The organism is Amycolatopsis sp. FBCC-B4732, from assembly GCF_023008405.1.
Classification (GTDB): Bacteria; Actinomycetota; Actinomycetes; order Mycobacteriales; family Pseudonocardiaceae; genus Amycolatopsis; species Amycolatopsis pretoriensis_A.
Map to the genome: position 1 here is coordinate 9,533,184 of NZ_CP095376.1, position 21,125 is coordinate 9,554,308.

Consider the following 21,125-nt stretch of genomic DNA (forward strand, 5'->3'; position numbering starts at 1 on the left):
ACACCGTCGCCGGAATTATTTTCGGAGACCCGCGGCGGACGCCACGAGGGCCATCGGCCAGCGCGCCGACGGCGGCCACGGCCCGGCCACGGCGGCCAGCTGTTCGGCGGGGAGCCGGCCGCCGGTGGCGAGGCAGCAGCGGACGAGGGCGCGGACCTCGTCGACCGCTGGGCCCGGCTCGAGGTCCGGCGCCGGGCCGGTGGCGGCCGGGCCGGCCAGGATCGGCGCGTCCTGCCCGCCTGGCCCGAGGTCGACCGCTGGGCCCGGCTCGACGTCTCGTGCCGGGCTCGGCCCGAGGTCTCGTGCCGTGCCCAGCTCGAGGTCTCGTGCCGGGCCTGGCTCGAGGTCCCACAGCTTCAGCGCGTGCACGGCCGCTCGTCGTGACAACTCCGGCGTCGACGCGTGCCAGTGACCGCTCATCCGGCTCCGCGGCGGATCACCGGGTGCCGGCGGCCGCCGGCCGAGCCGCTTCTCGTGCACGCGCGACGCCACGTACGTCGTGACCTCCGCGCGCCACACCGCGCGGCTGGCCTCCAGCGCCTCCAACGCGCGCAGCAAAGCTCGCTCGTGCCGCTGGTACGGCCCGGTCAGCTCGGCGAGGAAGCTCAGCGTCGCCCGGTGCCCGATCGGGTGGTAGAGACCCACGCACGAACACAAGGCCGCGACCCGCCGGTCGTGCGCCATGCGACCGTCCCGCACCCGGCGTGCCCGCTCTCCGAACCCCATCGGGCGACACTACCGATCTCTCGGCGGCGCATCGAGCGGGAAAACTCAGGCGCAGAGGCCCTTGCCCCGCAGCACGCGCGTCACCGACTCCTGCACCCGCGCCGCCGGCAGCTCGCCGGACTGGACCGCCTTCACGAGCCGGTCCAGCACCTCGTCGACGCGGCCGCCGGAGGACCACAACGCCTGGTCCGCGCCGGCCTGCAAGGCCTTCAGCACCGCTTCCGGCAGCGAATACTGCGCCGTGATCGCCTTCATCGCGCCGAGGTCGTCGGTGAGCACCGGGCCGGTGAAGCCGAACTCGCCGCGCAGCAGCTGGTAGGCGGGCGGGGAAAGGGACGCCGGGACCCCGCCGGTCAGGTCGGGGACGTCGAGGTGGCCGACCATCACCGCGACCGGGCCGTAGTCGGCGAGGTCGCGGTAGGGGACCAGGTCGACCGCGCGCAGCTGCGCGAGCGGGGGCGTCACCACCGTGCCCTTGTGGGAGTCGCCCGAGCCGTGGCCGTGGCCGGGGAAGTGCTTCAGCACCGGCTGGATGCCCGCGTCGCGCAGGCCCTCCGCGAACGCCTTCGCGTACGTCTTCACGCGCGCCGGGTCCGGGCTGAAGGACCGGTCGCCGATCACGTCGTCGTCCTCGGCGCCGGTGACGTCGGTGTCCGGGGCGAAGTCGACCGTCACGCCGCGGGCGCGCAACTGGCGGCCGCGGTCGGCGGCCAGGGCGCGGACCTGCGCCGGGGACTTCGTCGCGGCCATCGTCCGGGCCGACGGGATGTCGCCGTCGAGGTCGTCGATGCGCTGGACGCGCCCGCCCTCCTCGTCGACCGACACCGCGACCGGGACCTTGGCCACCGCCTGGACCGCGGCCAGGGCGCGGTCTTTCAACAACGCTGTTGCGTTACCCCCGATGAAGATGCCGCCGACCTGGTGTTCGCGCACCAGGGAGACCGTGGCCGCGGGATTGTCGCCGGTGACCCCGACGACGACCAGCTGCGCGACCTGGGCTCGGACGCCGAGGAGGCCGGCCTGCGACGCGCAGTCGCCCGGACGGGCCAGGCGTGACGTCGGCGCGGGCGCCGCGGGCGGAACAGCCGCGCTGAAGGAAGAAGGAGCGGGGGAGGCCAGGGGCAGCGCCAGCCCGGACACGGTCCGCGGTTGCAGGCCCACGACCAGCAGACACCCGGCCACGATGGAGAACGCCACCCCGAAGGCGGCAAGACGTCGGCGGTTCATCGGTCCCTTCACTCGTCGGCGTGCCCCACGACCGTAGTCGACTTCACGGCGTGAAGAACGGCTCCATCGCGGTTAGAGAATTCGTGAAGGCGCCATCAGCAGAGTGAGGTTGTCGGAAAATGGCTGAGGAGGGCTCGATGGAGCAGGTGCGAGTGGCGGCGTGGGCGTCGGACCCGATCGCCCTGACCGGGCTGATCAACCACCTGAAGACGCGCCCGGAGCTGCTGGTCGTGCCGCGGGCCCGCCGGGGCGAGGCGGCGGTGCTGGTGTTCGCCGTCGGCCAGGTCGACCGGGAGGTCGTCGCCGCGCTGCGGGCCGCCTCCGCCGAGTCGCCGGCCGCGATCGTGCTGGTCGCCGGGCACGTCGACCCGGCGCACCTGAGCGTGCTCGCCGACTGCCACGTCTCGGCCGTGCTGCCGCGGACGGCGCTCGACCGGCTCACCGAGAGCGTGCTCGCGGCCGCACGCGGGCGCACGACGTCGTTGCGGGACCAGGTCGAGGCGCTGGCGCAGGAAGGCAGCGGCGCCGCGTTGACGCCGCGCGAGGTGGATGTGCTTCGCCTGATGGCCGAAGGCTGGGACACTGCCGAGATCGCGGGCAAGCTCTGCTACTCGGAGCGGACCGTGAAGAACGTCATCTACGCCATGACCAACCGGCTCAACCTGCGCAATCGGCCGCACGCGGTCGCGTACGCCGTACGGGCCGGGGTGATCTGAGGGAGCCCGTGCCCACGACCGTCCGCCGGACCGCCGCCGCGGTCGCCGCGTTGACCCTGCTCGCCGCCTGCGGCCCCGCCGACTCCGGTGGCCCGACGAAGCTCACGATCGCCACCTTCGGCGAGTTCGGCTACGCGCCGCTGATCGCGGAGTACCAGAAACTGCACCCGGACATCACGGTGCAGAACCGCGTCACCGACTTCGACACCCACCACAAGGGCCTTGCGACGCAGCTCGCCACCGGCCGCGGAGCCGCCGACGTCGTCGCGATCGAAGAGCAGTACATCCCGCAGTACCGGAAGGCGAAGGACAAGTTCGCCGACCTCGCCTCCTTCGGCGCCCGCGACCTCCAGCGGCAGTGGGCGCCCTGGAAGTGGGCGCAGGGCACCGACGGCGACTTCGTGCTCGGCCTCGGCACCGACATGGGCAGCCTCGCCCTCTGCTACCGGCGTGACCTCTTCCAGGCCGCCGGCCTGCCGACCGACCGCGACGAGGTCGCGAAGCTGATCCCCGACTGGCCCGCCTACGCCGCCGCGGCCGACCGCTTCACGCAGAAGACGCCGGGCGTGAAGTTCGCGGACTCGGCGGGCACCGTCTACACGGCGATGCTCAACCAGTCGCCGGAGAACTACTTCTCCCAGCGGGACGACTCCTTCATCGCCGACACCAATCCCAGCGTGCGCACCGCTTTCGACCTCTCCGGCGGGATCGCCGCGAAGGGGCAGACGGCGGCGGCGACCACGTTCACGCAGGCGTGGAACGTCGCGATCAAGCAGGGTTCGTTCGCCACCGTCGCGTGCCCGGCGTGGATGCTCAGCCAGATCAAGGAAGCCGGCGGGGACGCCAACAAGGGCAAGTGGGACGTCACGACCGTGCCCGGCAAGAGCGGCAACCAGGGCGGCTCGTTCCTGACCGTGCCCAAGCAGGGCGCGCACCAGAAGGAGGCCTACGAGCTCGCCCGCTGGCTGACCGCGCCGGAGCAGCAGAAGAAGCTCTTCCTCTCCGACGGCATCCTGCCCAGCGAACCGGCCGTCTACGAAGACCCGCAGGTCGTCGCGCACACCGATCCGTACTTCGGGGACGCGCCGATCGGCCGGATCTTCGCGGCGTCGGCCGAACAGCTGCGGCCGAACTACCGGGGCCTGCACGACGCCGACGTCCGGCCGGAGTTCGGCCGCGCGCTCGGGCGGATCGAGGACAGGACGCAGACCGTCGACCAGGCCTGGGCGCAAGCCGTCCAGCAAGCCCGAGCGCTGCTGAAGTAGTGCGCCACCGGCTCGCCCGCTTCGACCGCGAAGTCACCCCGCTGCTGTTCGTCGCGCCGTTCTTCGGGCTGTTCGCGGTCTTCGGCGCGTACCCGCTGCTCTACACGGCGTGGGTTTCGCTGCACGACTGGAACCTGCTCGAAGGCGGCCAGGGCCGGCTCGGCCTCGCCAACTACGGCGAGCTGCTCGCCGACCCGCACTTCTACAACGCGCTCGCCAACACGGTGAGCATCTTCCTGCTGGCCGCGGTCCCGGAATTCCTGCTGGCACTGGGCATCGCGGCGCTGCTCGACCGGCCGTTGCGCGCCGCGACCTGGTGGCGCACCGGGATCCTGCTGCCGAACGTCGTTTCCGTCGTCGCGATCGGGCTGGTGTTCGGGCAGCTGTTCAGCCGCGACTACGGCGTCGTCAACGAAGTGCTCGGCTGGGCCGGCATCGCGCCGGTCAACTGGCAGGCGACGACGTGGACGTCGCACCTCGCCGTGGCGAGCATGGTGCTCTGGCGCTGGACCGGCTACAACGCGCTGATCTACCTGGCCGCGATGCAGGCCGTCCCGAACGACCTCTACGAAGCCGCGGAACTCGACGGCGCCTCGCGGTGGCGGACGTTCTGGTCGATCACCGTGCCGGGCATCCGGCCCGCGATCGCGTTCACCGCGGTCGCCGGCACGGTCAACGGCCTCCAGCTCTTCGCCGAGCCGCAGCTGTTCGACGCCGGTGGGTCCGGCGCCACCGGGGGCAACGACCGCCAGTTCCAGACCCTCGTCATGTACCTGTACGAGAAGGGCTTCACGCAGTTCAACGCCGGGTACGCGGCGGCGCTGACGTGGGTGATGTTCGTGGTCTGCGCGTTGTTCGCGCTGGTCAACTACCGGCTGGTGCGCCGGTTCGTGAGGGCGGCGTGACCGCGCGGCGCCGCCCGGGCGGCTGGGTGTACGCGGTGCTGACCGGCGTGCTCGGCGCGTCCGTGTTCCCGCTGTACTGGTCGTTCGTGGTGGCCACGCGCGACAACTCGGCGATCGGGGAGGCGGCGCCGGTGCTGGTACCGGGCGGGCACCTCGTCGAGAACGTGCGCCGCGTCTTCGACACCGTCGACTTCTGGCTCGCCATCGGGAACTCGCTGATCGTCGCGACCACCGTCATGGCGGCCAACGTCGTGCTGGCGAGCCTCGCCGGGTTCGCCTTCGCGCGCCTGCGCTTCCGCGGCCGGAACACGCTGTTCCTGCTGGTCGTCGGCTCGGCGATGGTGCCGGCGCAGCTCGGCGTCATCCCGCTGTACCTCGTCGTCGGCGACCTCGGCTGGTACGGGCGGCTGGAAGCGGTGATCGTGCCGGCGCTGGTCAGCGCCTTCAGCGTGTTCTGGATGCGCCAGGCCTGCGAGAACGCGATCAGCGCCGACCTCGTCGACGCCGCCACCGTCGACGGCTGCTCGATCCTGCGCACCTACTGGCACGTCGCCGTGCCCGCGCTGCGCGCGCCGGCCGCGGTGCTCGCGATGCTCACCTTCATGGCCACGTGGAACGACTACTTCTGGCCGCTCGTGGTACTCGACCCCAACGAAACACCGACCGTGCAGGTGGCCCTTTCGCGGCTGGCGAGCGGCTACTACACCGACTACGCGCTGATGCTCACCGGCGCGACCGTCGGCGTCGTGCCCGTCATCGCGTTGTTCCTGCTGCTGGGGCGCTACCTCGTCAAGGGAATCCTGAAAGGGGCACCAGTGTGACCGGACCCGAATTCCCGCCGGGGTTCCTGTGGGGCGCGGCGACCGCGTCGTACCAGGTGGAAGGCGGCGTCGGCGAAGGCGGCCGCGGACCGTCCATTTGGGACACGTTCGCGGCCGCCGACGGCAAGGTGCTCGGCGGCGCGACCGGCGAAGTCGCTTGCGACCACTACCACCGCTACCCCGAAGACGTCGGCCTGCTGGCGGACCTCGGCCTGAACGCGTACCGCTTTTCGGTCGCCTGGCCGCGCGTGATGCCGGACGGGCGGACGACGTCCGCGGCCGGCCTCGCCTTCTACGACCGGCTGGTCGACGAGCTCCTGAGCCGGGCCGTCGTCCCGGTGCTGACGCTCTACCACTGGGACCTCCCGCAGGCGCTGGAAGACGACGGCGGCTGGCCGGAACGCGACACGGCCCGGCGGTTCGCCGACTACGCCGCGGTCGTGCACGACGCCCTCGGCGACCGCGTCAACCAGTGGACGACGGTCAACGAACCGTTCTGCGCGGCCTTCCTCGGCTACGGCAGCGGCGTGCACGCGCCCGGCGTCCAGGACCACGACACCGCGCTGGTCGCGGCCCACCACCTGCTGCTCGGACACGGCCTCGCGACGCGCGCGCTGACCGAGCAGGCGCGCCCGGGGCACGAGTTCTCGCTGGCGCTGAACTTCGCCCCGGCGATCCCGGACGGCGACACCCCCGCCCACCGCGAGGCGGCCCGGAAGTTCGACGGCATCCACAACCGGTTCTTCCTGGACCCCGTGCTGGGCAAGGGATATCCGGAAGACGTCATGGCCGACGTCGAGCACCACGGCGGCCGGTTCGCCGCGGCCGTGCGCGACGGCGACACCGACGTGATCGCGGCGGCGATCGACTGGCTGGGCGTGAACTACTACGCCCCCGCGCGCGTCACCCCGCTCGAAGACCCGCTGGGCCCCGGCAACTGCCCGCTGCCCGGCTTGCGCGGGTTGGACGTGCTGCCCGCGCCGCCGCCGCTGACGGCGTTCGGCTGGGAGCAGTCGCCGGGCACGCTGACCGAGCTGCTGACGTGGATCCACGAGCGGTCCGGTGGGCTGCCGCTGGTCGTCGCCGAGAACGGCGCGTCCTTTGTGGACGATGTGGTCGACGGCCGGGTGCACGACAACGACCGCGTCCACTACTTCGCCGAGCACCTGGAAGCGGTGCACGACGCCCTGCGCGGCGGCGCCGACGTCCGCGGGTACTTCGCCTGGTCGCTGCTCGACAACTTCGAGTGGGCGATGGGCTACACGCAGCGCTTCGGCCTGGTGCACGTCGACTTCGACACGCAACGGCGGACCGTCAAGGACTCCGGCCGGTTCCTCGGCCGGGTCGCGAAGGCCAACGCGCTAGGTGCGCCGCCGGACGGCGTCGGCGACACCGGAGCGTGAGGGCGTTTCCAGCTTCCCGAGCAGCCGGGCCACGTGGGCCTGGACCGTCCGCCGCGGCAGCGACAGCTCGGCCGCGATGTCCGGGTTGGAGCGGCCTTCGGCGACGAGACCGGCGATGCGGACCTCGATCGCCGTGAGCGACTCCCAGCCGTGCCCGGGCCGGATCGGTGAGAACACCGCACCGCGCCGGACACCGAGGCGGCGCAACCGGGTTTCCGCGCGCCGCAGGTCCCAGCGCGCGGACAACGCCGTGTAGAGCTCGGCGGCCTCCTCGAACGCCGCTTGCGCCGCGTCCAGCCGGCCCGCGCCGGCCAGCAGCACGGCCGCGTCTTCCAGCGCGGCCGCCAGTTCCGGGCGGCGGCCGACCGCGCGAAAGTGCTCCGCCGTGGCCAGTACCGCGGCCGGGTCGTCCTCGATCAGCCCGCGGCACCACGACGCCGCCGCGTGCGCTCGAGCCGGCCGTCGTTCCTTCGCCGCCTCTTCTTCGCAGACGTCGAGAGCGCGGCGGGCGCGGCCGAGGTCGTCCTGCGCCATCGCCAGCCGCACGAACGCCGGCAACCATTGGTGCCGCAGCATCATCGCCGCGTACGTCGGGTTCAGGATCGGCTCGAGGACGGTCAGCGCGCGGGCGCGGTCGCCGCGCTGTTCGGCCGCGAGGGCGTCGGCGACCATCAGGAAGTCGAAGCTCTCCCGCTCGGCGCTGGTCGCCGGGGCGTACTCCTCCGCCGCGTCGAGGTGGGCGGCGGCCTGGGCGCGGTCGTCGCGGCGGCCCGCGATCAGCGCCGCGACGCCGTGCAGCAGCAGCGCGGCCGGACCCGGCTCGCGCAGGCCGTAGAACGTGATCGCCGGGCCGTCCTCGATGACCGTGTCCAGCTCGACCAGCGCCTCGTCCCAGCGGCCTTCCCAGTACCGGTGCACCGCCGCGGAAACCTGTAACCCGACGGGCAGCGCGTGCCGTGCCGCGACTTCCCCCGCCGCGCGCAGGGCGTCGCCCGCCTCGGCCAGGCGGTCGAGGTTCTGCAGCGTGAAGACGCGGTTGTCGAGCAGGTCGAGGTGCAGGTCGGCCAGCTCGTGCTCATCGCCGACGGCCTCGATCGCCGCGTCGACGTGGCCGAGCGCGCGGTCGTGCTCGCGGCGCACGGAATCGACCAGCCACAACGTCTGCAGCGCGTGCGCGGTCACGTACCGGTCGCCGCCGGCGAGCGACTTCGTTTCGCGCGCCGCCTTTTCCGCGGTGTCCAAATCGGACAGATCGCCGCGCCGGAAGTTGGCCAGCAGCTGCCGGTGCTTGACGCGCCAGAGCTCGGGCACGGCCGGGTCGTCGACCGCGCCGGCCAGCGTCGCGACCGCGCCTTCGGTGTCGCCGCGACGGTGCCGCAGCGCCGCGGCCACGTGCCGCATCTCCTCGACGGCGTCCGGATCGGTGGCGACCTCGATGGCTTGCTGCGCCTGGGTTTCCGGGCTGCGCTCCAGCCGGAACAGCACCTTGACCAGTGCGACGAGCAGGACCTCCCGGCGCGGGTCGGCGCCGTCGATCGCGGCCAGCGCGCGTTCCAGCAGCTCGACGGCGATCAGCGGCGCCCGGTTGGAGACGGCCGCGTGGTGCCCGGTGAGCCAGTCCAGCACCCATTCGTCCACTGTGGCCGGTGCGGCCACCAGCTGTTCGGCGACGCGCTTGACCGGCGCGCCGATCCGGGCGAGCGCCTCGGCGGCCTGGCGGTGCAGCGCCGCTCGCGTCGCGCCGGGCAACCGGTCGTAAAGCGCTTGGCGCAGCAGGGGATGGCGGAACGCGAGCTGCGTCCCGGTGTCGATGAGGACGTTCGCCGCGACGGCTTCTTCGAGCGGCTCCAGCAGGTCCGACGGCCGGGTGCCGAGCACCGCGGCGACGTCCCCGACCGCGAACTCCATGCCCAGCAACGCGCCCCAGCGCAGCACTTCCTGCGTCCGCGCGGTGAGGAAGTCGAGCCGCCGGTCGACCGCGGCGACCAGCGAACCGGGCGCCTCGAACTCGGCCGGGTCGCCGACGTCGGCCTCGCCGCCGCTCACCTCGACCGCGCCGGCGCGCAGCAGGACGTCGACCATTTCCTTGACGTACAACGGGTTCCCGGCACCGCGAGCGGCCAGCTCGCGCAGCCCCGGCCCCGGCGGCGCCCCGATCCGGTCCTCGATCAGCCGGCCGACGTCTTCGCCGGTCAGCGGCGCGAGGTCGAGGACGACGCCGTCGCGCGCCTGGACACCGCGGCGCAGCTGGGCGAGCTCGGCGCGGTCGGGCGCCGGGCGGGTCGCGGCCACCAGCAGCAGCGGCAGCTGGCGGGTGGCCGCGCAGAGCCGGTGCCAGACCAGCACGGACGCCTCGTCGGCCCACTGGAGGTCGTCGATCACCAGCACCTGGGGCGAGTGCGCGCAGAGTTCGTCGACCAGGGCCAGCAGCCGGTCGACGGCGCCGAGCACCGGGTCGGCCGGGCCCCAGCTGCGCCGCACCGGGCCTTCGCCGGCGAGCTCCTGCGCCACCCGCGCGCGCCGTGGGTCGGCCGAATGCACGTCGATCGCCAGGCACTCCAGGATGACCTGCAGCGGGAACCGGGTGCTGAGCTCGTCGGCGGCGGCGGAAAGCCGCTGGTAGCCGGGGCCGTCGGGTAGCGAACCGGCGAGCAGCTCGGACTTGCCGATGCCCGCCTCGCCCTCGATCCAGACGGCCCGCCCCCGCCCGGCCCGGACGTCGGCGACGAGTTCGGCGAGGGTCCGGGTTTCGGCTTCCCGCCCGAACAGCCGGTGCCCGGTGACCACGACCGGCGCCGCGGGCGCGTCGAGTCCGGGGTCCTGGGCGAGGATCCGCTGGTGGAGCCGTTGCAGGGCGGGTCCGGGCTCGACGCCGAGCTCCTCGACGAGGGTGGCGCGGGCGTCGCGGAAGACGTCGAGCGCGTCGGAGTGCCGCCCGCTGCGGTAGAGGGCGAGCATGAGCGACTCGCGGAGGGATTCGCGCAGCGGGTGCTCGCCGGCCAGCACGGCCAGCTCCGGCGCGAGGTCGAGGTGCCCGCCGAGGGCCAGCACCGCTTCGGCCCGCCGTTCGAGGGTGTTCAGCCGCAGCTCGGCGAGGTATTCGCGGTGCCGCTCGGCGAACCCGCCCGGCACCCCGGAAAGCGCTTCACCCTGCCAGAGGGCGAGGGCGGCGTCGAGCTCGGTGACGGCGGCCAGCGGATCGCCCTGGCGGAGGTGGTCCCTTGCGAGCTCGCGGTGCCGTTCGAACACGGCCGCGTCCAGCGCGTCTTCGGCGAGCAGCAAGGAGTACCCGGCCGGATCCGACACCAGGACACTGGCCGCCGACCAGCGCGACCGGTCCGGTTCGAGCGCGCGGCGGAGCCCGGAGACGTAGGTGTGGACGCTGCCCTCGACACTGGCGGGCGCGGAGTCGCCCCAGACACCGGCGATCAGCTCGGCACGGGGGACCGGCCGCCCGGCGTTGACCGCGAGCACCGCGAAGATGGCACGCTGACGCGCGGGGCCGAGGCCGATTTCGGCCGCCCCGCGCCAGGCCCGCAGCGGGCCGAGCACACCCACCCGCAGGCCGGTGTCCGCATCCCCTGCCATGTCAGTGCCGTCCCCTCTGGGGCGTGCGCCCCAGACCCCGTTTCCCCCAGGGACATCTCGGTAACGACTACACCGGTGACCTTACTGACGTGGCAACCCCCACCCGGGTTGCGCTCGACCCGAAGCGGTGCCGTGGTTACTCGCCGGCGGCGGCGGCTCGCTGGCGGACCGCGTGGGCGCGCCTGATGCCGAACGGCTGCATGCGGGCCTCCGCGCGGCGGACGTCCCACACCGCGCCCATCCCCGTGTACGCCGTCAGCGCGGTCCGGAACGCCGTCCGCGCCTCGTCCAGCCGGTCCGACTCGGCCAGCAGGATCGCCGCGTCCTCGGTCGCCTTCGCCTGCTTGAGCAGCCGACCGGCCGCCCGGTAGTGGCCGGCGGCGGTGAGCACCGGCTCGGGGTCGCCGGCCACCAGGCCGCGGCAGTGCGCGGCCGCCGCCGCGTGGGCCGGCGGGACGTCTCCCTCGACGTCGAGCAGGCGCAACGCCTGGTGGGCGCGCTGCCCCTCGCCGAGGCGCAGGGCGAGCCGGACCAGGTCCGGGAGCCACTGGTGGCGGGCCGCGGGCGGGTAGTTCTCCTCCAGCAGCGGCAGCAACGCGGCCAGCGCCGCCTCCGGCCGGTCGTCCTGCTCGGCCAGCAACGCCCGCGCCGCGAGCAGGAAGTCGCCGCCGTCGGGCTCCAGGCCCGGGGGCCACTGGCGCCGGTCGGCCGCTTCGAGGTGCGTCCTGGCCCGGCCCGGGTCGCCGCGGTGGCCGGCGATCAGCGCGCCGACCCCGTGCACCAGCAGCGCCGAACCGGGGCTGCGCAGCACGTACGACGCCGTTTCCGCGCCGTCGCGGATCACCGCGTCCAGCTCGTCGAGGGCCTCGGGCCAGCGGCCCAGCCAGTAGTAGTGCACCGCGCCGGCCAGGTGCATCTCGCCCGGCACCGCGCGGGTCGCGGCGATCCGGCGGGCGGCGTCGAGCGGCTCCGCGGCCTCCTCGAGGCTGTCGAGCTTCGGCACGGACAGCGCCGCGTCGTCCAGCGGGTGCAGCCCGGCGGGCGCCAGCGCCGTCTCCTCGCCGAGCCGCTCCAGCGTGGCCAGCAGCGACTCGTGCCGCCCGCGCCACATCTCCGGGACGTCGGTGTCGTCGAGGGTCCGCTTCAGCTCGGCGGTCGCCTCGGCGAAGTCGCCGCGCCGGTAGTAGACGTAGGCGAGGATCCAGCGCATCTCCGCCGCGCGCCTGCTGTCGGCCGTCCGCGCCACGACCGACCGCGCCTCGGCCTCGGGCTCCCGGCCGAGCCAGAACAGCAGCCGGGCCAGGGTCGCGGTCAGCGTCTCCCGCGCGTCCGGCGGCAGCGTGCCCTGCGTGACGGCGTGGCGCAGCAGGTCCACGGCGATCCGCGGGGTCTCGGTGGCGACCGTCCCGATGTGGTCCAGCAGCCACGTCGTCACCCACGGGTCGACCTGCGCGGGCGCGGCGGCGAGCTGTTCGGCGACGCGGACCGCGGGCGCCCCCGCGGCGGCGAACGCCTCGGCCAGCTGCCGGTGCAGCGCCACGCGCATCGCCGCCGGCGTCTTTTCGTAGAGCACCCGGCGGACCAGCGGGTGCCGGAACGCCAGCCGGTCGCCCGACTCGACGAGCACCCCGGACGCGATCGCCTCGTCGACCGCGCCGACCAGCGCCGTCGGCGGCCGTTCGGTGGCGACGGCGATGTCCGACAGCGAGAACTCGCGGCCCAGCATCGCGGCCCAGCGCAGGGTGTCGCGCGTGCCGCTGGAGAGGAAGCTCAGGTACAGCGTGATCCGCGACCCGAGCGGCGCCGGGATGGTCTGGCACGAGTTGCCGTCCAGGTGCGCGTGGACGCCGTCGAGCACGATCATCGACTGCGCCAGCAGCGTCTCGACGATTTCCCTGGTGTAGCGCGGGTTTCCGGCGCCGTAGGAGACGAGCAGCCCCAAGCCCGGCCCGGGCGGCGCCCCGACCAGCTCGGTGGCCAGCTCTCGGGCCGCGCTTTCGGTCAGCGGCGGCAGCGCCAGGACCGTCGTGTCATCGTTGTCAAGCTCGGCTCGCAGCTCGTCGAGCGCGGCCGGGCGTGGCACCGGGCGGCAGGCGCCGACGAGCAGCAGCGGCAGCTGCCGCGTCTCCCGGCTGAGGTACCGCCAGACGCCGAGGGTGGCGTCGTCGGCCCAGTGCAGGTCGTCGACCACGAGCACCAGCGGCGCCTCCGCGCACAGCTCGCGGACCAGCGCGAGCAGGCCGTCGACCGGATCCTCGCCGGGGTGCTCGGCGAGCCGGGCGGCGAGGACGGCCCGGTGCCCGGCGGCGCCCGCGTGCACGCCCAGCGCGTCGAGCAACGGCCGCAGGGCGAACCGCTGGTCGAGCGAGTCGGCGGCGGCGAAGGCGGGCTGGAGGTCTTCGGCCATGGCGAGCACTTCGGCCAGCAGCGCCGTCCGGCCGCTGCCCGGCTCGCCTTCGAGCCACACCGACCGGCCGATCCCCGCTTCGAGCCCGTCGACGGCTTCGCGCAGCCGGGCCAGCTCGGCTTCCCGGCCGAGGAAGAGGTCGGCGCGCTCGGGCATCGCCGCGACCGGGAGCCGCGTCGGGCGCGGCGGTGGCGCGGGCTTCGGTTCCGGCGCGGGCGCGGGCTTTTCCCGCAGCTGGTCGTAGAGCCGCCGCAGCGCCGGGCCGGGCTCGGTGCCGGACGACTCGACGAGCCGGTCGCGGACGTCGGTGTAGACGGCGATCGCTTCGGTCCGCCGGTCGGCGCGGACCAGCGCCCGCATGAGGAGCCCGCGCAGCGTTTCGCGGAACGGGTGCTCACGGGTCAGCGCGGTCAGCTCGGCCACGAGCTCGGCGTGCCCGCCCGACTCCAGGACGACCTCGGCCCGCCGCTCGACCGTCGCGAGCCGCACCTCGGTCAGCCGCGCGCGCTGGGCGGCGGCGAACGGCCCGGGCAGGCCGGACAGCGGGACGCCGTGCCAGAGCGCGAGCGCTTCCTCGAGGTCCTCGCGGGCGCCGCGGAGGTCACCGGCCGACTGCTTGCGCTGCGCCTGTTCGCGAAGGGCCTCGAACCGGTGGACGTCGATCGCGCCGGCGTCGAGGCGCAGGGAGTAGCCGGACCCGATCGACGCGAGCAGCTGCGGGCCTTCGCCCTTGGCGCGGCCGGGCTCGAGCGCCCGCCGCAGGCCGGAGACGTAGGTGTAGATGGAACCCTGCGCGCTCTGCGGCGGCGCTTCGCCCCAGACGGCGTCGATCAGCTCCTCGCGCGAGACCGTGCGGCTCGAGTTCATCGCCAGGGCGGCGAGGACCGTCCGCCGGTGCGCGGAGCCGAGGTCGAGCTCCAGTTCGGCGCGCCATGCTTTGACCGGGCCGAGCAGCTGGACACCCAACTCGGTTGGGGGGTCCAGGGGGGCTTGCCCCCCGGCCGGGGTCTGGGGCTTGGCCCCAGAGGGAGGCAGTGCGGAGCCGTCCGCAGCCGACATCGGTCTCCCTTCGTGCGCTGACGAAACGTCACGCGCCGGATGCCTGACGTGAGCATACGCGGCCGTCGTGAACCGGCAGGCAATGATGGCGGACATTCGGGCAACGGCCGGGAGCGGGGGTTCCGCCGGTGCGCGGGGTTTGCCACCCTCGGGACGCCCGAGAGGAGTTCCCGCATGGCCACAGCGGCGCCGACGGACGAGATGCAGCGGGCGGCCGCCCGCTTCGCGCACACCATCGAAGCGGCCCGCTCCCGGCTTCGCGACGTCAACAGCGAGATGGCGGAGGTGCAGGCGTCGTGGCGGGGCGAGGACGCGGTGCGCTTCGGCCAGGCCATGAGCGACTGGGAGCAGGAGTACGACGTGATCCTCTCGCGGCTGGCCCGGCTGCTCGAGACGACGGGCGGCGGCCCGGTGCCGCGGCAGCGCGTGCCGTGACGCGCCAGGAGCTCGAGTTCAGCTACGCCGGTCTGGTGCTCGACCGGATGGGGGCGATCACCGGCGAGCTCGGCGAGCTGCTCGCCGAGCTGGAGACCGACGTCGAGCCGGAGCTGGCGGGCTGGACCGCGGCGGCTCAGGAGGAGTACCGGCGGGCCAAGCGCGAGTGGGCGCGCGCGGCCGAGCGGATGCCGGGCTGCCTGGAGCGGGCGCGCACGGCGGTCGGGGGACTGGAGACGTCTTCACGCGCGTGAAGACGGAATAGGGAAGGCGTGAAGGCGCGCCCGCCACACTGCGTCCATGAAGCCCGTGGAAGTGACCGTCCTCGCCTCGGACCCGATCACGCACGCCGGCGCCGAGAGCCTGCTGGAGTCCCATCCGGACATCCGGGTGACCGACCTGGTCCCGGACGTCCTGCTGGTGATGGAGGAGCACGTCACCGAGGCCGTGCTGGGCGAGATCCGCGCGGCCAAGGCGTCCCACGTGGTCCTGGTCGTCGAGCACTTCCGCGAGAGCGACCTGATGTCGGTGCTGGAGTGCGGGGTCGTGGCGATCCTGCCGCGGCGCGAAACGGGCGGCGCCGAGCTGGTGACGGCGGTGCTCGCGGCGGGCGACGGCACGGCCAACCTGCCGCCGCGGCTGCAGGGGGCGCTGCTCTCGCAGGTCCAGCGGATGCGCAAGGACGTGCTGGAGCCGAACGGGCTGACGCTGTCCGGGCTCGCCGCGCGCGAGTGCGACGTCCTGCGGCTGGTCGCCGAGGGTTTCGGGACCGAGGAGATCGCGGCGAAGCTGTGCTACTCCGAGCGGACGGTGAAGAACGTCCTCTACGGCCTGATGACCCGCTGCGGCCTGAACAACCGCGCCCACGCCGTCGCTTACGCGCTGCGAGCGGGAGCCATCTGAGCCGTTCCGTGGGCTAGGGTCGCGATCATGGTGCTGACGGCAGTGGAGATCGCGGCCTCCGTCCGGGCCGGGACCCTCGACCCGGTGCAGGTGACCCGGGAAGCGCTGGACCGGATCGGCGCGGCCGACGGCGTCGTCGGTGCCTTCCGGCGGGTGCGCGCCGAAGAGGCGCTGAAGGAAGCCGCGGAGGTCGCCGCGCGGCCCGATCTCGCGTCGCTGCCGCTGGCCGGGGTGCCCGTCGCCGTCAAGGACGTCACGGAGATCGAAGGCGAATTCGCTTCGCACGGTTCGCTGGCCGGCCCGTCTTCACCGGCCACCGCGGACGGCTTGGTCGCGACGCGGCTGCGGGCCGCGGGCGCGGTGCTCGTCGGGCTGACGCGCGTGCCGGAGCTGTGCATCTGGCCGATGAGCGACACCCCGGACGGCATCGCCCGCAACCCGTGGGACCCGACGTACGCCTCGGGCGGCTCGTCCGGCGGCAGCGCGGCGGCGGTGGCGGCCGGCCTGGTCCCGCTGGCCCACGGCACCGACGGCATGGGCTCGGTCCGGCTGCCGGCCGCGATGTGCGGGCTGGTCGGCCTGAAACCGGGCGCCGACCGGCTGGCCGAGGGCGGCTGGTTCGGCATGTCGGTGCACGGCCCGCTGGCCACGACGGTCGCGGACACGGCGGCGCTGTTCTCGGTCCTGGCCGCGGACCCTTCGCTGGCCTCGGTGCCGACGCCCGAGCCGGTCCGGATCGGCATGTCCACGACGGTGCCCTTGCTGCACACGCCGGTCCCGAAGGAGCTGGTGGCGGCGGTCTCGACTGCGGCAGGTCACCTGTCCAGGGCGGGCCACACGCTGTCCACGGCGGCCCCGCGCTACCCGGCCACGATGGTCCTCGGCATGACGGCCCGCTGGCTGGCCGGCCCGGCCGTCCAGGCGGAGGGCTTCTCGTTCTCCGGGCTGCAGCGGCGGACGCGCGCGCACGTTCGCGCGGGACGGCTGATCCAGCGTGCGGGGCTGGTCCGCGAGCGGACGCGGGAGCTGTGGCTGGCGCGGGCCTCGGAGTTCTTCGACGGCCACGACGTGCTGATGACGCCGACGTTGTCGCACTGGCCGGTGAAGGCGGGCCGCTGGCACGAGAAGCGGTGGCTGACGAACGTGCTGCCGTCGACGCGCTTGGCCGGCTTCACGGGCCAGTGGAACTTCGCGGGCTACCCGGCGATCACGGTCCCGGTGGGGCGCTCGGTCGTTTCGGGCTTGCCGACGTCGGTCCAGCTGGTGACCCGCCCGGGCGGCGAGTCCCTGCTGCTGGGCCTGGCGGCCCAGCTGGAGTCGGCCAACCCCTGGCCCCGCACCGCCCGCAAGTAAAGCGCCCCAACGCCACATTGAGGTTTTCTCAGTAGCGTCCGTGGTGTTCGTGGTGGGTGAGGACGAGGGCTGCTTGGACGATGGCGCCGATGCGGTGGGGGCAGAGGCTGATGTGCTGGAGTGCTCGCCAGCGGGTTTTGAGGATGGCCATGGCACGTTCGCCGAGAGCGCGGAGTCGGCTGTGGAGCAGGTTGTGGACCCGCTGGCGGGTGCCGAGGGGTGGTTGACCTGCGGCTTTCTTGAACGGGGTATGGATTCCGATGCCGGCTGAGTGGTAGGCCTTATCGGCCAGTGTCGGCAGGCCTACGGCTGCGGCGGCGGTCAACGCGCCGGCGATGCCGAGGTCGCGGGCGGCGGAGAGGTCGTTGCGGGAGCCGGGCAGCACCGGCGAGGTCCAGAGCGGGAACCCGCCGGGGCTGGCCAGGAACTGGATGTTTCCGCCGAAGGTGCGGTGCTTGCCCGAGTACCACAGATGCACCGTGGCCCCACGGTTGCGGCCTTTGGTTTTGGTGGTGGTCGCCGCGACCCGGTCACAGGTGAACAGGGAGCCGTCCAGGACCACGTGTGTATCGCCGGTATCGCGGCGTTGCGCCAGGACCTGGTGCAGGTCCGGGGCCTGGGCAGCCAGGGCGGTGATGGCTTCGTGCAGGTAGCGGTAGGCAGTGGCGATGCTGATGCGGTGGTCGGTGGCCAGCCGGTGCACCGGGATGGCGTCGCGGAACCATCGCAGTACCAGCACCGCGTGCCGGTAGGGGGTCAGCGCCCGCCGGCCCCGGCGCGTGCCGCGCCGTAGCCGTTCCGCCCGCAGGACACCGGCGACGAACCAGACCAGGTCACCTGACACATCGAGCGTGGCGCCATAATTGATCACGTGGGGCCTCTGGAACCTCGGACTTGATCTTCGCAAATCCAGTCCTACCAGGGGCCCCACGCCTCATCTCAGGGCAGCACGCACCTGTCCAGCCCCAGTCTTACTGAGAAAGCCACATTGGGGCGCTTGGGGGTGTCTAGGAGCCGGGCTTGCTCGCGGTCGGGGAAAGCGGCTTCGCGCTGTTCCCGTTGCCGTTGGCCGGCTTCGTGGCCGGGCCGTTCGAGTTCGCCGGGGCGTTGCCCGGCTTCGCCGCGGGTGCCGGCTTTGCCTGCTGCGGCGCGGGCTTCGCGGCCTGAGCCGGCTTCGGCGCCACCGCGGGCTTCGCGGGGATCTGCGGCTGCACCACCGGGACGACCGGGGCCGACGGCGTGGTCGCCGATTCCGTGTCGCCGCCCACCAGCTTGGACGCCTGGGGGATCACCGCTTCCTCCGGCAGCGTCGCGAGCTGCGTCTCGCTGCGGTTGAGGATGTCCTCCGCCATCGCCAGGCTCTTGCGGGCCTGCTCGCGGATTTCCGCCAGCCGCTCGACCTTGCGGTTCGCCACTGTCGTGCGCTGGGCGGCCTGGGTGGTCGCCTCGTCGAGGCGGCGCTTGGCCTCCGCCGTGGCCTCGTCGAGCCGTCGCTTGGCCTCCGCCGTCGCCTCGGCGATCCGGCGCTCGGCCTGGTTCTTGCTCGCCGTGCGCTGGTCGGCGATGTGCTTGTCCAGCGCCGTCTTCTGCGCGGACTGGGAGGCGTCGAACTCGCGCTCGATCTTCCGCCGCTTCCGCTCCGCCTCGTTGTCGAGCAGCTCGCGCCGCTGGGCCGCCTCGACGGTCAGCCGCTGCACCTCGGCGCGCGTCTCCGCCAGCGCGTTCTCGTGCTCGGAGTGCAGCAGGTCGGCCTGCTTGTCCAGCTCCGCGACCAGCTTCGTGTACCGCTCACGCAGCTTCGTCGACGCCTCGGTCGAGCCCGCCCACGTCTTCTCCGCGGCGGCCTCGGCGCGCTTGACGATCTCGTCCGCGCGCGCCTGCGCGAGCGTCACCGTGCGTTGCATCCGCTCGTCGAGGTCCTCGAGCCGCTCCGGCGGTTTCTTGAGCTCCTCGACGCGCGCTTCGAGCGAAGCGACCTGCTGCCGGGCGGATTCCGCCTCCCTGGCCGCGCTCGCGGCCTGCGCCACGGCGGCGTCGCGTTCGCTGAGCACCCGGCGCAGCTGCGCCTCGACGTGGTCGAGGTATTGGCGGACTTCGTTGCGGTCGAAGCCGTGCCAGGCCTGGGTGTACTCACGACGGAGGGGGAGGAGGCCGTTGAGGGCGGTTGCGGCGGGGTCGCGCTCAGGAACCATGCGCCCGACCGTACCTGGGCACGGACCGCTTACGCCCTTCGGCTTAACAAATCACCAACACGTGTCGTGGTCCGGGCGGCGCGTCGCCGGAACGGCCGCACCCCGGAAACGCTGCGTCACCAGTGAAACCCGCGCGACAGCCGGGCGAGCGCCATCGCCGCGCGGGAAAGGTGTTTCTCGCCACGGCCGATCTTCAACCCGCCCGAACCACCCGCCGCGGCCGAGTCCGGGAAGATCCGGAAACCCTGGTACGCGACGGCGTCGGTGAGGCCCGGCGTGAGCGTGTACGCCAGCCCGATCGCCTGCCCGGCGGGCGTGCCGATGTGCTTGGGCCGCTCGACGAGCGCCTTCAGCACCATGTCCGCGGCCTGTTCCGGCGACTTCGTCGGGAACGCGTCGTAGATCTTCGTCGGGCGGATCATCGGCGTGCGCACCAGCGGCATGTGGATGGTGGTGAAGGTGATCCCGTCGCCGTGCGTCTCGGTGGCGGCGATCCGCGAGAAGTAGTCCAGCGCCGCCTTCGAAGCCGCGTACGCCGAGAAGCGCGGCGCGATGCCCTGCACGCCGATCGACGACACGTTGACGATGTGCCCGAACTTGCGCTCCGACATGTGCGGCAGCACCGCGAGGATCAGCCGGACGGCGCCGAAATAGTTGATCGCCATCGCGCGCTCGTAGTCGTGCATCCGGTCGTAGGACAGCTTGATCGACCGGCGGATCGACCGGCCGGCGTTGTTGACCAGCATGTCGATCCGGCCGTGCTCGGCCAGCATCGCGTCGACGGCCTTGCGCACCGAGTCCTCGTCGGTCAGGTCGGCCGGGTACACCGACGCCGTGCCGCCGGCGGCGACGATCTCGTCGCGGACCTCCTCGAGTTCGTGCTGGCGCCGGGCGACTAGCAGCGGCACGCCACCGGCGGCGGCGACCTTCAGCGCGGTCGCGCGCCCGATGCCCGACGACGCGCCGGTGATGATCACGCGGCGGCCGTCCAGCTCGCCGCGCGGGCCGTGCTGGCGCGCGCGGAACGGGTCGAGGTGCTCGCGCCAGTAGCGCCACAGCGTCGGCGCGTACTCCGCCAGCCGGGGGACCTCGACGTTGCCGGCGAGGGCCTTGCGCGTCTCGGCCGAGGAGAACACCGACGGGAACGCCATGGTGTCCAGCAGCACCGGCGGGATGCCGAAGCGCTCCATGACGGCGTCGCGGGCGATGGTGACGCCGGGGATGTGCTCGGTCAGCTTGACCAGCCCGACGATCCGCTTGGAGAGGCCTTCGCCCAGCTGGACGGAGATCGTCGGGGCGCCCGCGGCCCGCGCGAAGGCGTTGTAAACGGACACGACCGGCTGCGGCTCGGGGTTGACCAGGTGGAAGGCGCGGCCGTCGAGCCCGGGCTTGACCACGAGTTCCAGCAGCGCCTTGGCGACGTAGTCGACCGGCACGATGTTGGTGTCGCCGAGGTCGGGCCCGACGATCGGCAGCACGTCGGGCAGCCCGGCGAGCCGGTTGATCGCGGGGAAGAGGTAGTAGGGGCCGTCGATCTTGTCCATTTCGCCGGTTTCGGAGTGCCCGACGACGACCGCGGGCCGGTACACCCGCCACGGCACCTCGGTCTGCTCGCGGACGATCTTCTCGGCCTCGAACTTCGTTCGGTGGTACGGCGTGATCAGCCGCTGCCCGGCGTCGAACATCTCCTCGGTGAAGACGCCTTCGTGGTCACCCGCGACGGCGACCGACGAGACGTGGTGCAGGCAGCCGGCGCGCAGGTCCGCGGCGAGGTCGACGACGCTGCGCGTGCCGTCCACATTGGCCTTGACGCTGGCCTCGTCGTCGGCGGTGAGGTCGTAGAGCGCGGCGAGGTGGACGACGTGGTCGACGTGCCCGCGCAGCTCCTCGCGGTCCGCTTCGGACACGCCGAGCAGCGGCTCCCCGAGGTCACCGGTCACCAGCGTGACGCGGTCGGAGTGCGGCCACTGGTCGACGAGTGCGGCCAGCTTGGCCTTGCTCGACGCGCGGACCAGCAGCGCGATGCGGTCGTCGTCGGGGCGGGAGAGCAGCAGCCGGGTGAACTGGCGCCCGATCAGTCCGGTCGCCCCGGTCACCAAGAACGTCGCCATCGTCTTCACACCTC

16 protein-coding genes are annotated in these 21,125 nt (G+C 73.2%); 9 read left to right on the plus strand and 7 right to left on the minus strand.

The features are described from left to right. Positions 1 to 15: 15 nt before the first annotated feature. Positions 16 to 726, minus strand: coding sequence for a hypothetical protein (locus MUY14_RS43545; protein WP_247018585.1), 711 nt, complete (start codon positions 724 to 726; stop codon positions 16 to 18). A gap of 45 nt (positions 727 to 771) precedes the next feature. Continuing rightward, complete coding sequence (locus MUY14_RS43550; RefSeq protein ID WP_247018586.1) at positions 772 to 1,953, minus strand: glycoside hydrolase family 3 N-terminal domain-containing protein; 1,182 nt, start codon at positions 1,951 to 1,953, stop codon at positions 772 to 774. A gap of 137 nt (positions 1,954 to 2,090) precedes the next feature. Here MUY14_RS43550 and MUY14_RS43555 point away from each other — a divergent pair, with 137 nt between their 5' ends. Genes MUY14_RS43555 through MUY14_RS43575 form a run of 5 tightly spaced genes read left to right on the plus strand, consistent with a single transcriptional unit; the run spans position 2,091 to position 7,063 of the window. After that, the gene (locus MUY14_RS43555) at positions 2,091 to 2,669 is read left to right on the plus strand and encodes a response regulator transcription factor (protein WP_247018587.1); all 579 of its coding nucleotides are present in this window, start codon (positions 2,091 to 2,093) and stop codon (positions 2,667 to 2,669) included. A gap of 8 nt (positions 2,670 to 2,677) precedes the next feature. After that, complete coding sequence (locus MUY14_RS43560; protein WP_247018588.1) at positions 2,678 to 3,934, plus strand: ABC transporter substrate-binding protein; 1,257 nt, start codon at positions 2,678 to 2,680, stop codon at positions 3,932 to 3,934. Next, positions 3,934 to 4,839, plus strand: a complete 906-nt coding sequence (locus tag MUY14_RS43565) for a carbohydrate ABC transporter permease (RefSeq protein WP_247018589.1) — start codon at positions 3,934 to 3,936, stop codon at positions 4,837 to 4,839. Before MUY14_RS43560 ends, MUY14_RS43565 begins: the two co-directional genes overlap by 1 nt. Beyond that, positions 4,836 to 5,660, plus strand: coding sequence for a carbohydrate ABC transporter permease (locus tag MUY14_RS43570; RefSeq protein WP_247018591.1), 825 nt, complete (start codon positions 4,836 to 4,838; stop codon positions 5,658 to 5,660). Before MUY14_RS43565 ends, MUY14_RS43570 begins: the two co-directional genes overlap by 4 nt. Beyond that, positions 5,657 to 7,063, plus strand: a complete 1,407-nt coding sequence (locus tag MUY14_RS43575; protein ID WP_247018592.1) for a GH1 family beta-glucosidase — start codon at positions 5,657 to 5,659, stop codon at positions 7,061 to 7,063. Before MUY14_RS43570 ends, MUY14_RS43575 begins: the two co-directional genes overlap by 4 nt. Here MUY14_RS43575 and MUY14_RS43580 read toward each other — a convergent pair. Together MUY14_RS43580 and MUY14_RS43585 are read right to left on the minus strand one after the other, a co-directional pair. After that, complete coding sequence (locus tag MUY14_RS43580) at positions 7,022 to 10,651, minus strand: BTAD domain-containing putative transcriptional regulator (RefSeq protein ID WP_247018594.1); 3,630 nt, start codon at positions 10,649 to 10,651, stop codon at positions 7,022 to 7,024. The two genes, MUY14_RS43575 and MUY14_RS43580, sit on opposite strands and share 42 nt — an antisense overlap. Positions 10,652 to 10,787: 136 nt before the next feature. Continuing rightward, the gene (locus MUY14_RS43585) at positions 10,788 to 14,024 is read right to left on the minus strand and encodes a BTAD domain-containing putative transcriptional regulator (RefSeq protein ID WP_247018596.1); all 3,237 of its coding nucleotides are present in this window, start codon (positions 14,022 to 14,024) and stop codon (positions 10,788 to 10,790) included. 267 nt (positions 14,025 to 14,291) lie between these two features. On the opposite strand from MUY14_RS43585, the gene MUY14_RS43590 reads away from it, so the two are divergent. Genes MUY14_RS43590 through MUY14_RS43605 form a run of 4 tightly spaced genes read left to right on the plus strand, consistent with a single transcriptional unit; the run spans position 14,292 to position 16,808 of the window. Further along, positions 14,292 to 14,552 carry a WXG100 family type VII secretion target gene (locus MUY14_RS43590; protein WP_247018598.1) on the plus strand — a complete coding sequence of 87 codons (261 nt, stop codon included), beginning with the start codon at positions 14,292 to 14,294 and terminating at the stop codon, positions 14,550 to 14,552. Beyond that, the gene (locus tag MUY14_RS43595) at positions 14,549 to 14,806 is read left to right on the plus strand and encodes a hypothetical protein (protein WP_247018600.1); all 258 of its coding nucleotides are present in this window, start codon (positions 14,549 to 14,551) and stop codon (positions 14,804 to 14,806) included. Before MUY14_RS43590 ends, MUY14_RS43595 begins: the two co-directional genes overlap by 4 nt. A 46-nt stretch (positions 14,807 to 14,852) precedes the next feature. Beyond that, positions 14,853 to 15,455 (plus strand): response regulator transcription factor, encoded by a 603-nt coding sequence (locus MUY14_RS43600; protein ID WP_247018602.1) that lies wholly within the window; start codon positions 14,853 to 14,855, stop codon positions 15,453 to 15,455. A gap of 27 nt (positions 15,456 to 15,482) precedes the next feature. Further along, positions 15,483 to 16,808 (plus strand): amidase, encoded by a 1,326-nt coding sequence (locus MUY14_RS43605; protein WP_247018604.1) that lies wholly within the window; start codon positions 15,483 to 15,485, stop codon positions 16,806 to 16,808. 28 nt (positions 16,809 to 16,836) lie between these two features. Here MUY14_RS43605 and MUY14_RS43610 read toward each other — a convergent pair whose 3' ends face one another. The 3 genes from MUY14_RS43610 to MUY14_RS43620 all read right to left on the minus strand — a co-directional run bounded on the left by MUY14_RS43610 (position 16,837) and on the right by MUY14_RS43620 (position 21,111). Further along, entirely contained in the window at positions 16,837 to 17,679 is an 843-nt protein-coding gene (locus MUY14_RS43610) for a transposase family protein (RefSeq protein WP_247018607.1), read from the minus strand. 136 nt (positions 17,680 to 17,815) lie between these two features. Next, a complete protein-coding gene (locus MUY14_RS43615) occupies positions 17,816 to 19,000 on the minus strand; it encodes a cell division protein DivIVA (protein ID WP_247018609.1) in 1,185 nt (394 codons plus the stop codon). A gap of 116 nt (positions 19,001 to 19,116) precedes the next feature. After that, positions 19,117 to 21,111, minus strand: coding sequence for an SDR family oxidoreductase (locus MUY14_RS43620; RefSeq protein WP_247018611.1), 1,995 nt, complete (start codon positions 21,109 to 21,111; stop codon positions 19,117 to 19,119). Positions 21,112 to 21,125: the final 14 nt, after the last annotated feature.

Excerpts from the sequence above, each read along its gene's own strand:
- MUY14_RS43615 (WP_247018609.1), bottom strand. The coding sequence starts at position 19,000 with ATGGTTCCTGAGCGCGACCCCGCCGCAACCGCCCTCAACGGCCTCCTC.
- MUY14_RS43620 (WP_247018611.1), bottom strand. The coding sequence starts at position 21,111 with ATGGCGACGTTCTTGGTGACCGGGGCGACCGGACTGATCGGGCGCCAG.
- MUY14_RS43590 (WP_247018598.1), top strand. The coding sequence starts at position 14,292 with ATGGCCACAGCGGCGCCGACGGACGAGATGCAGCGGGCGGCCGCCCGC.
- MUY14_RS43545 (WP_247018585.1), bottom strand. The coding sequence starts at position 726 with ATGGGGTTCGGAGAGCGGGCACGCCGGGTGCGGGACGGTCGCATGGCG.
- MUY14_RS43550 (WP_247018586.1), bottom strand. The coding sequence starts at position 1,953 with ATGAACCGCCGACGTCTTGCCGCCTTCGGGGTGGCGTTCTCCATCGTG.
- MUY14_RS43580 (WP_247018594.1), bottom strand. The coding sequence starts at position 10,651 with ATGGCAGGGGATGCGGACACCGGCCTGCGGGTGGGTGTGCTCGGCCCG.
- MUY14_RS43605 (WP_247018604.1), top strand. The coding sequence starts at position 15,483 with ATGGTGCTGACGGCAGTGGAGATCGCGGCCTCCGTCCGGGCCGGGACC.
- MUY14_RS43600 (WP_247018602.1), top strand. The coding sequence starts at position 14,853 with ATGAAGCCCGTGGAAGTGACCGTCCTCGCCTCGGACCCGATCACGCAC.
- MUY14_RS43555 (WP_247018587.1), top strand. The coding sequence starts at position 2,091 with ATGGAGCAGGTGCGAGTGGCGGCGTGGGCGTCGGACCCGATCGCCCTG.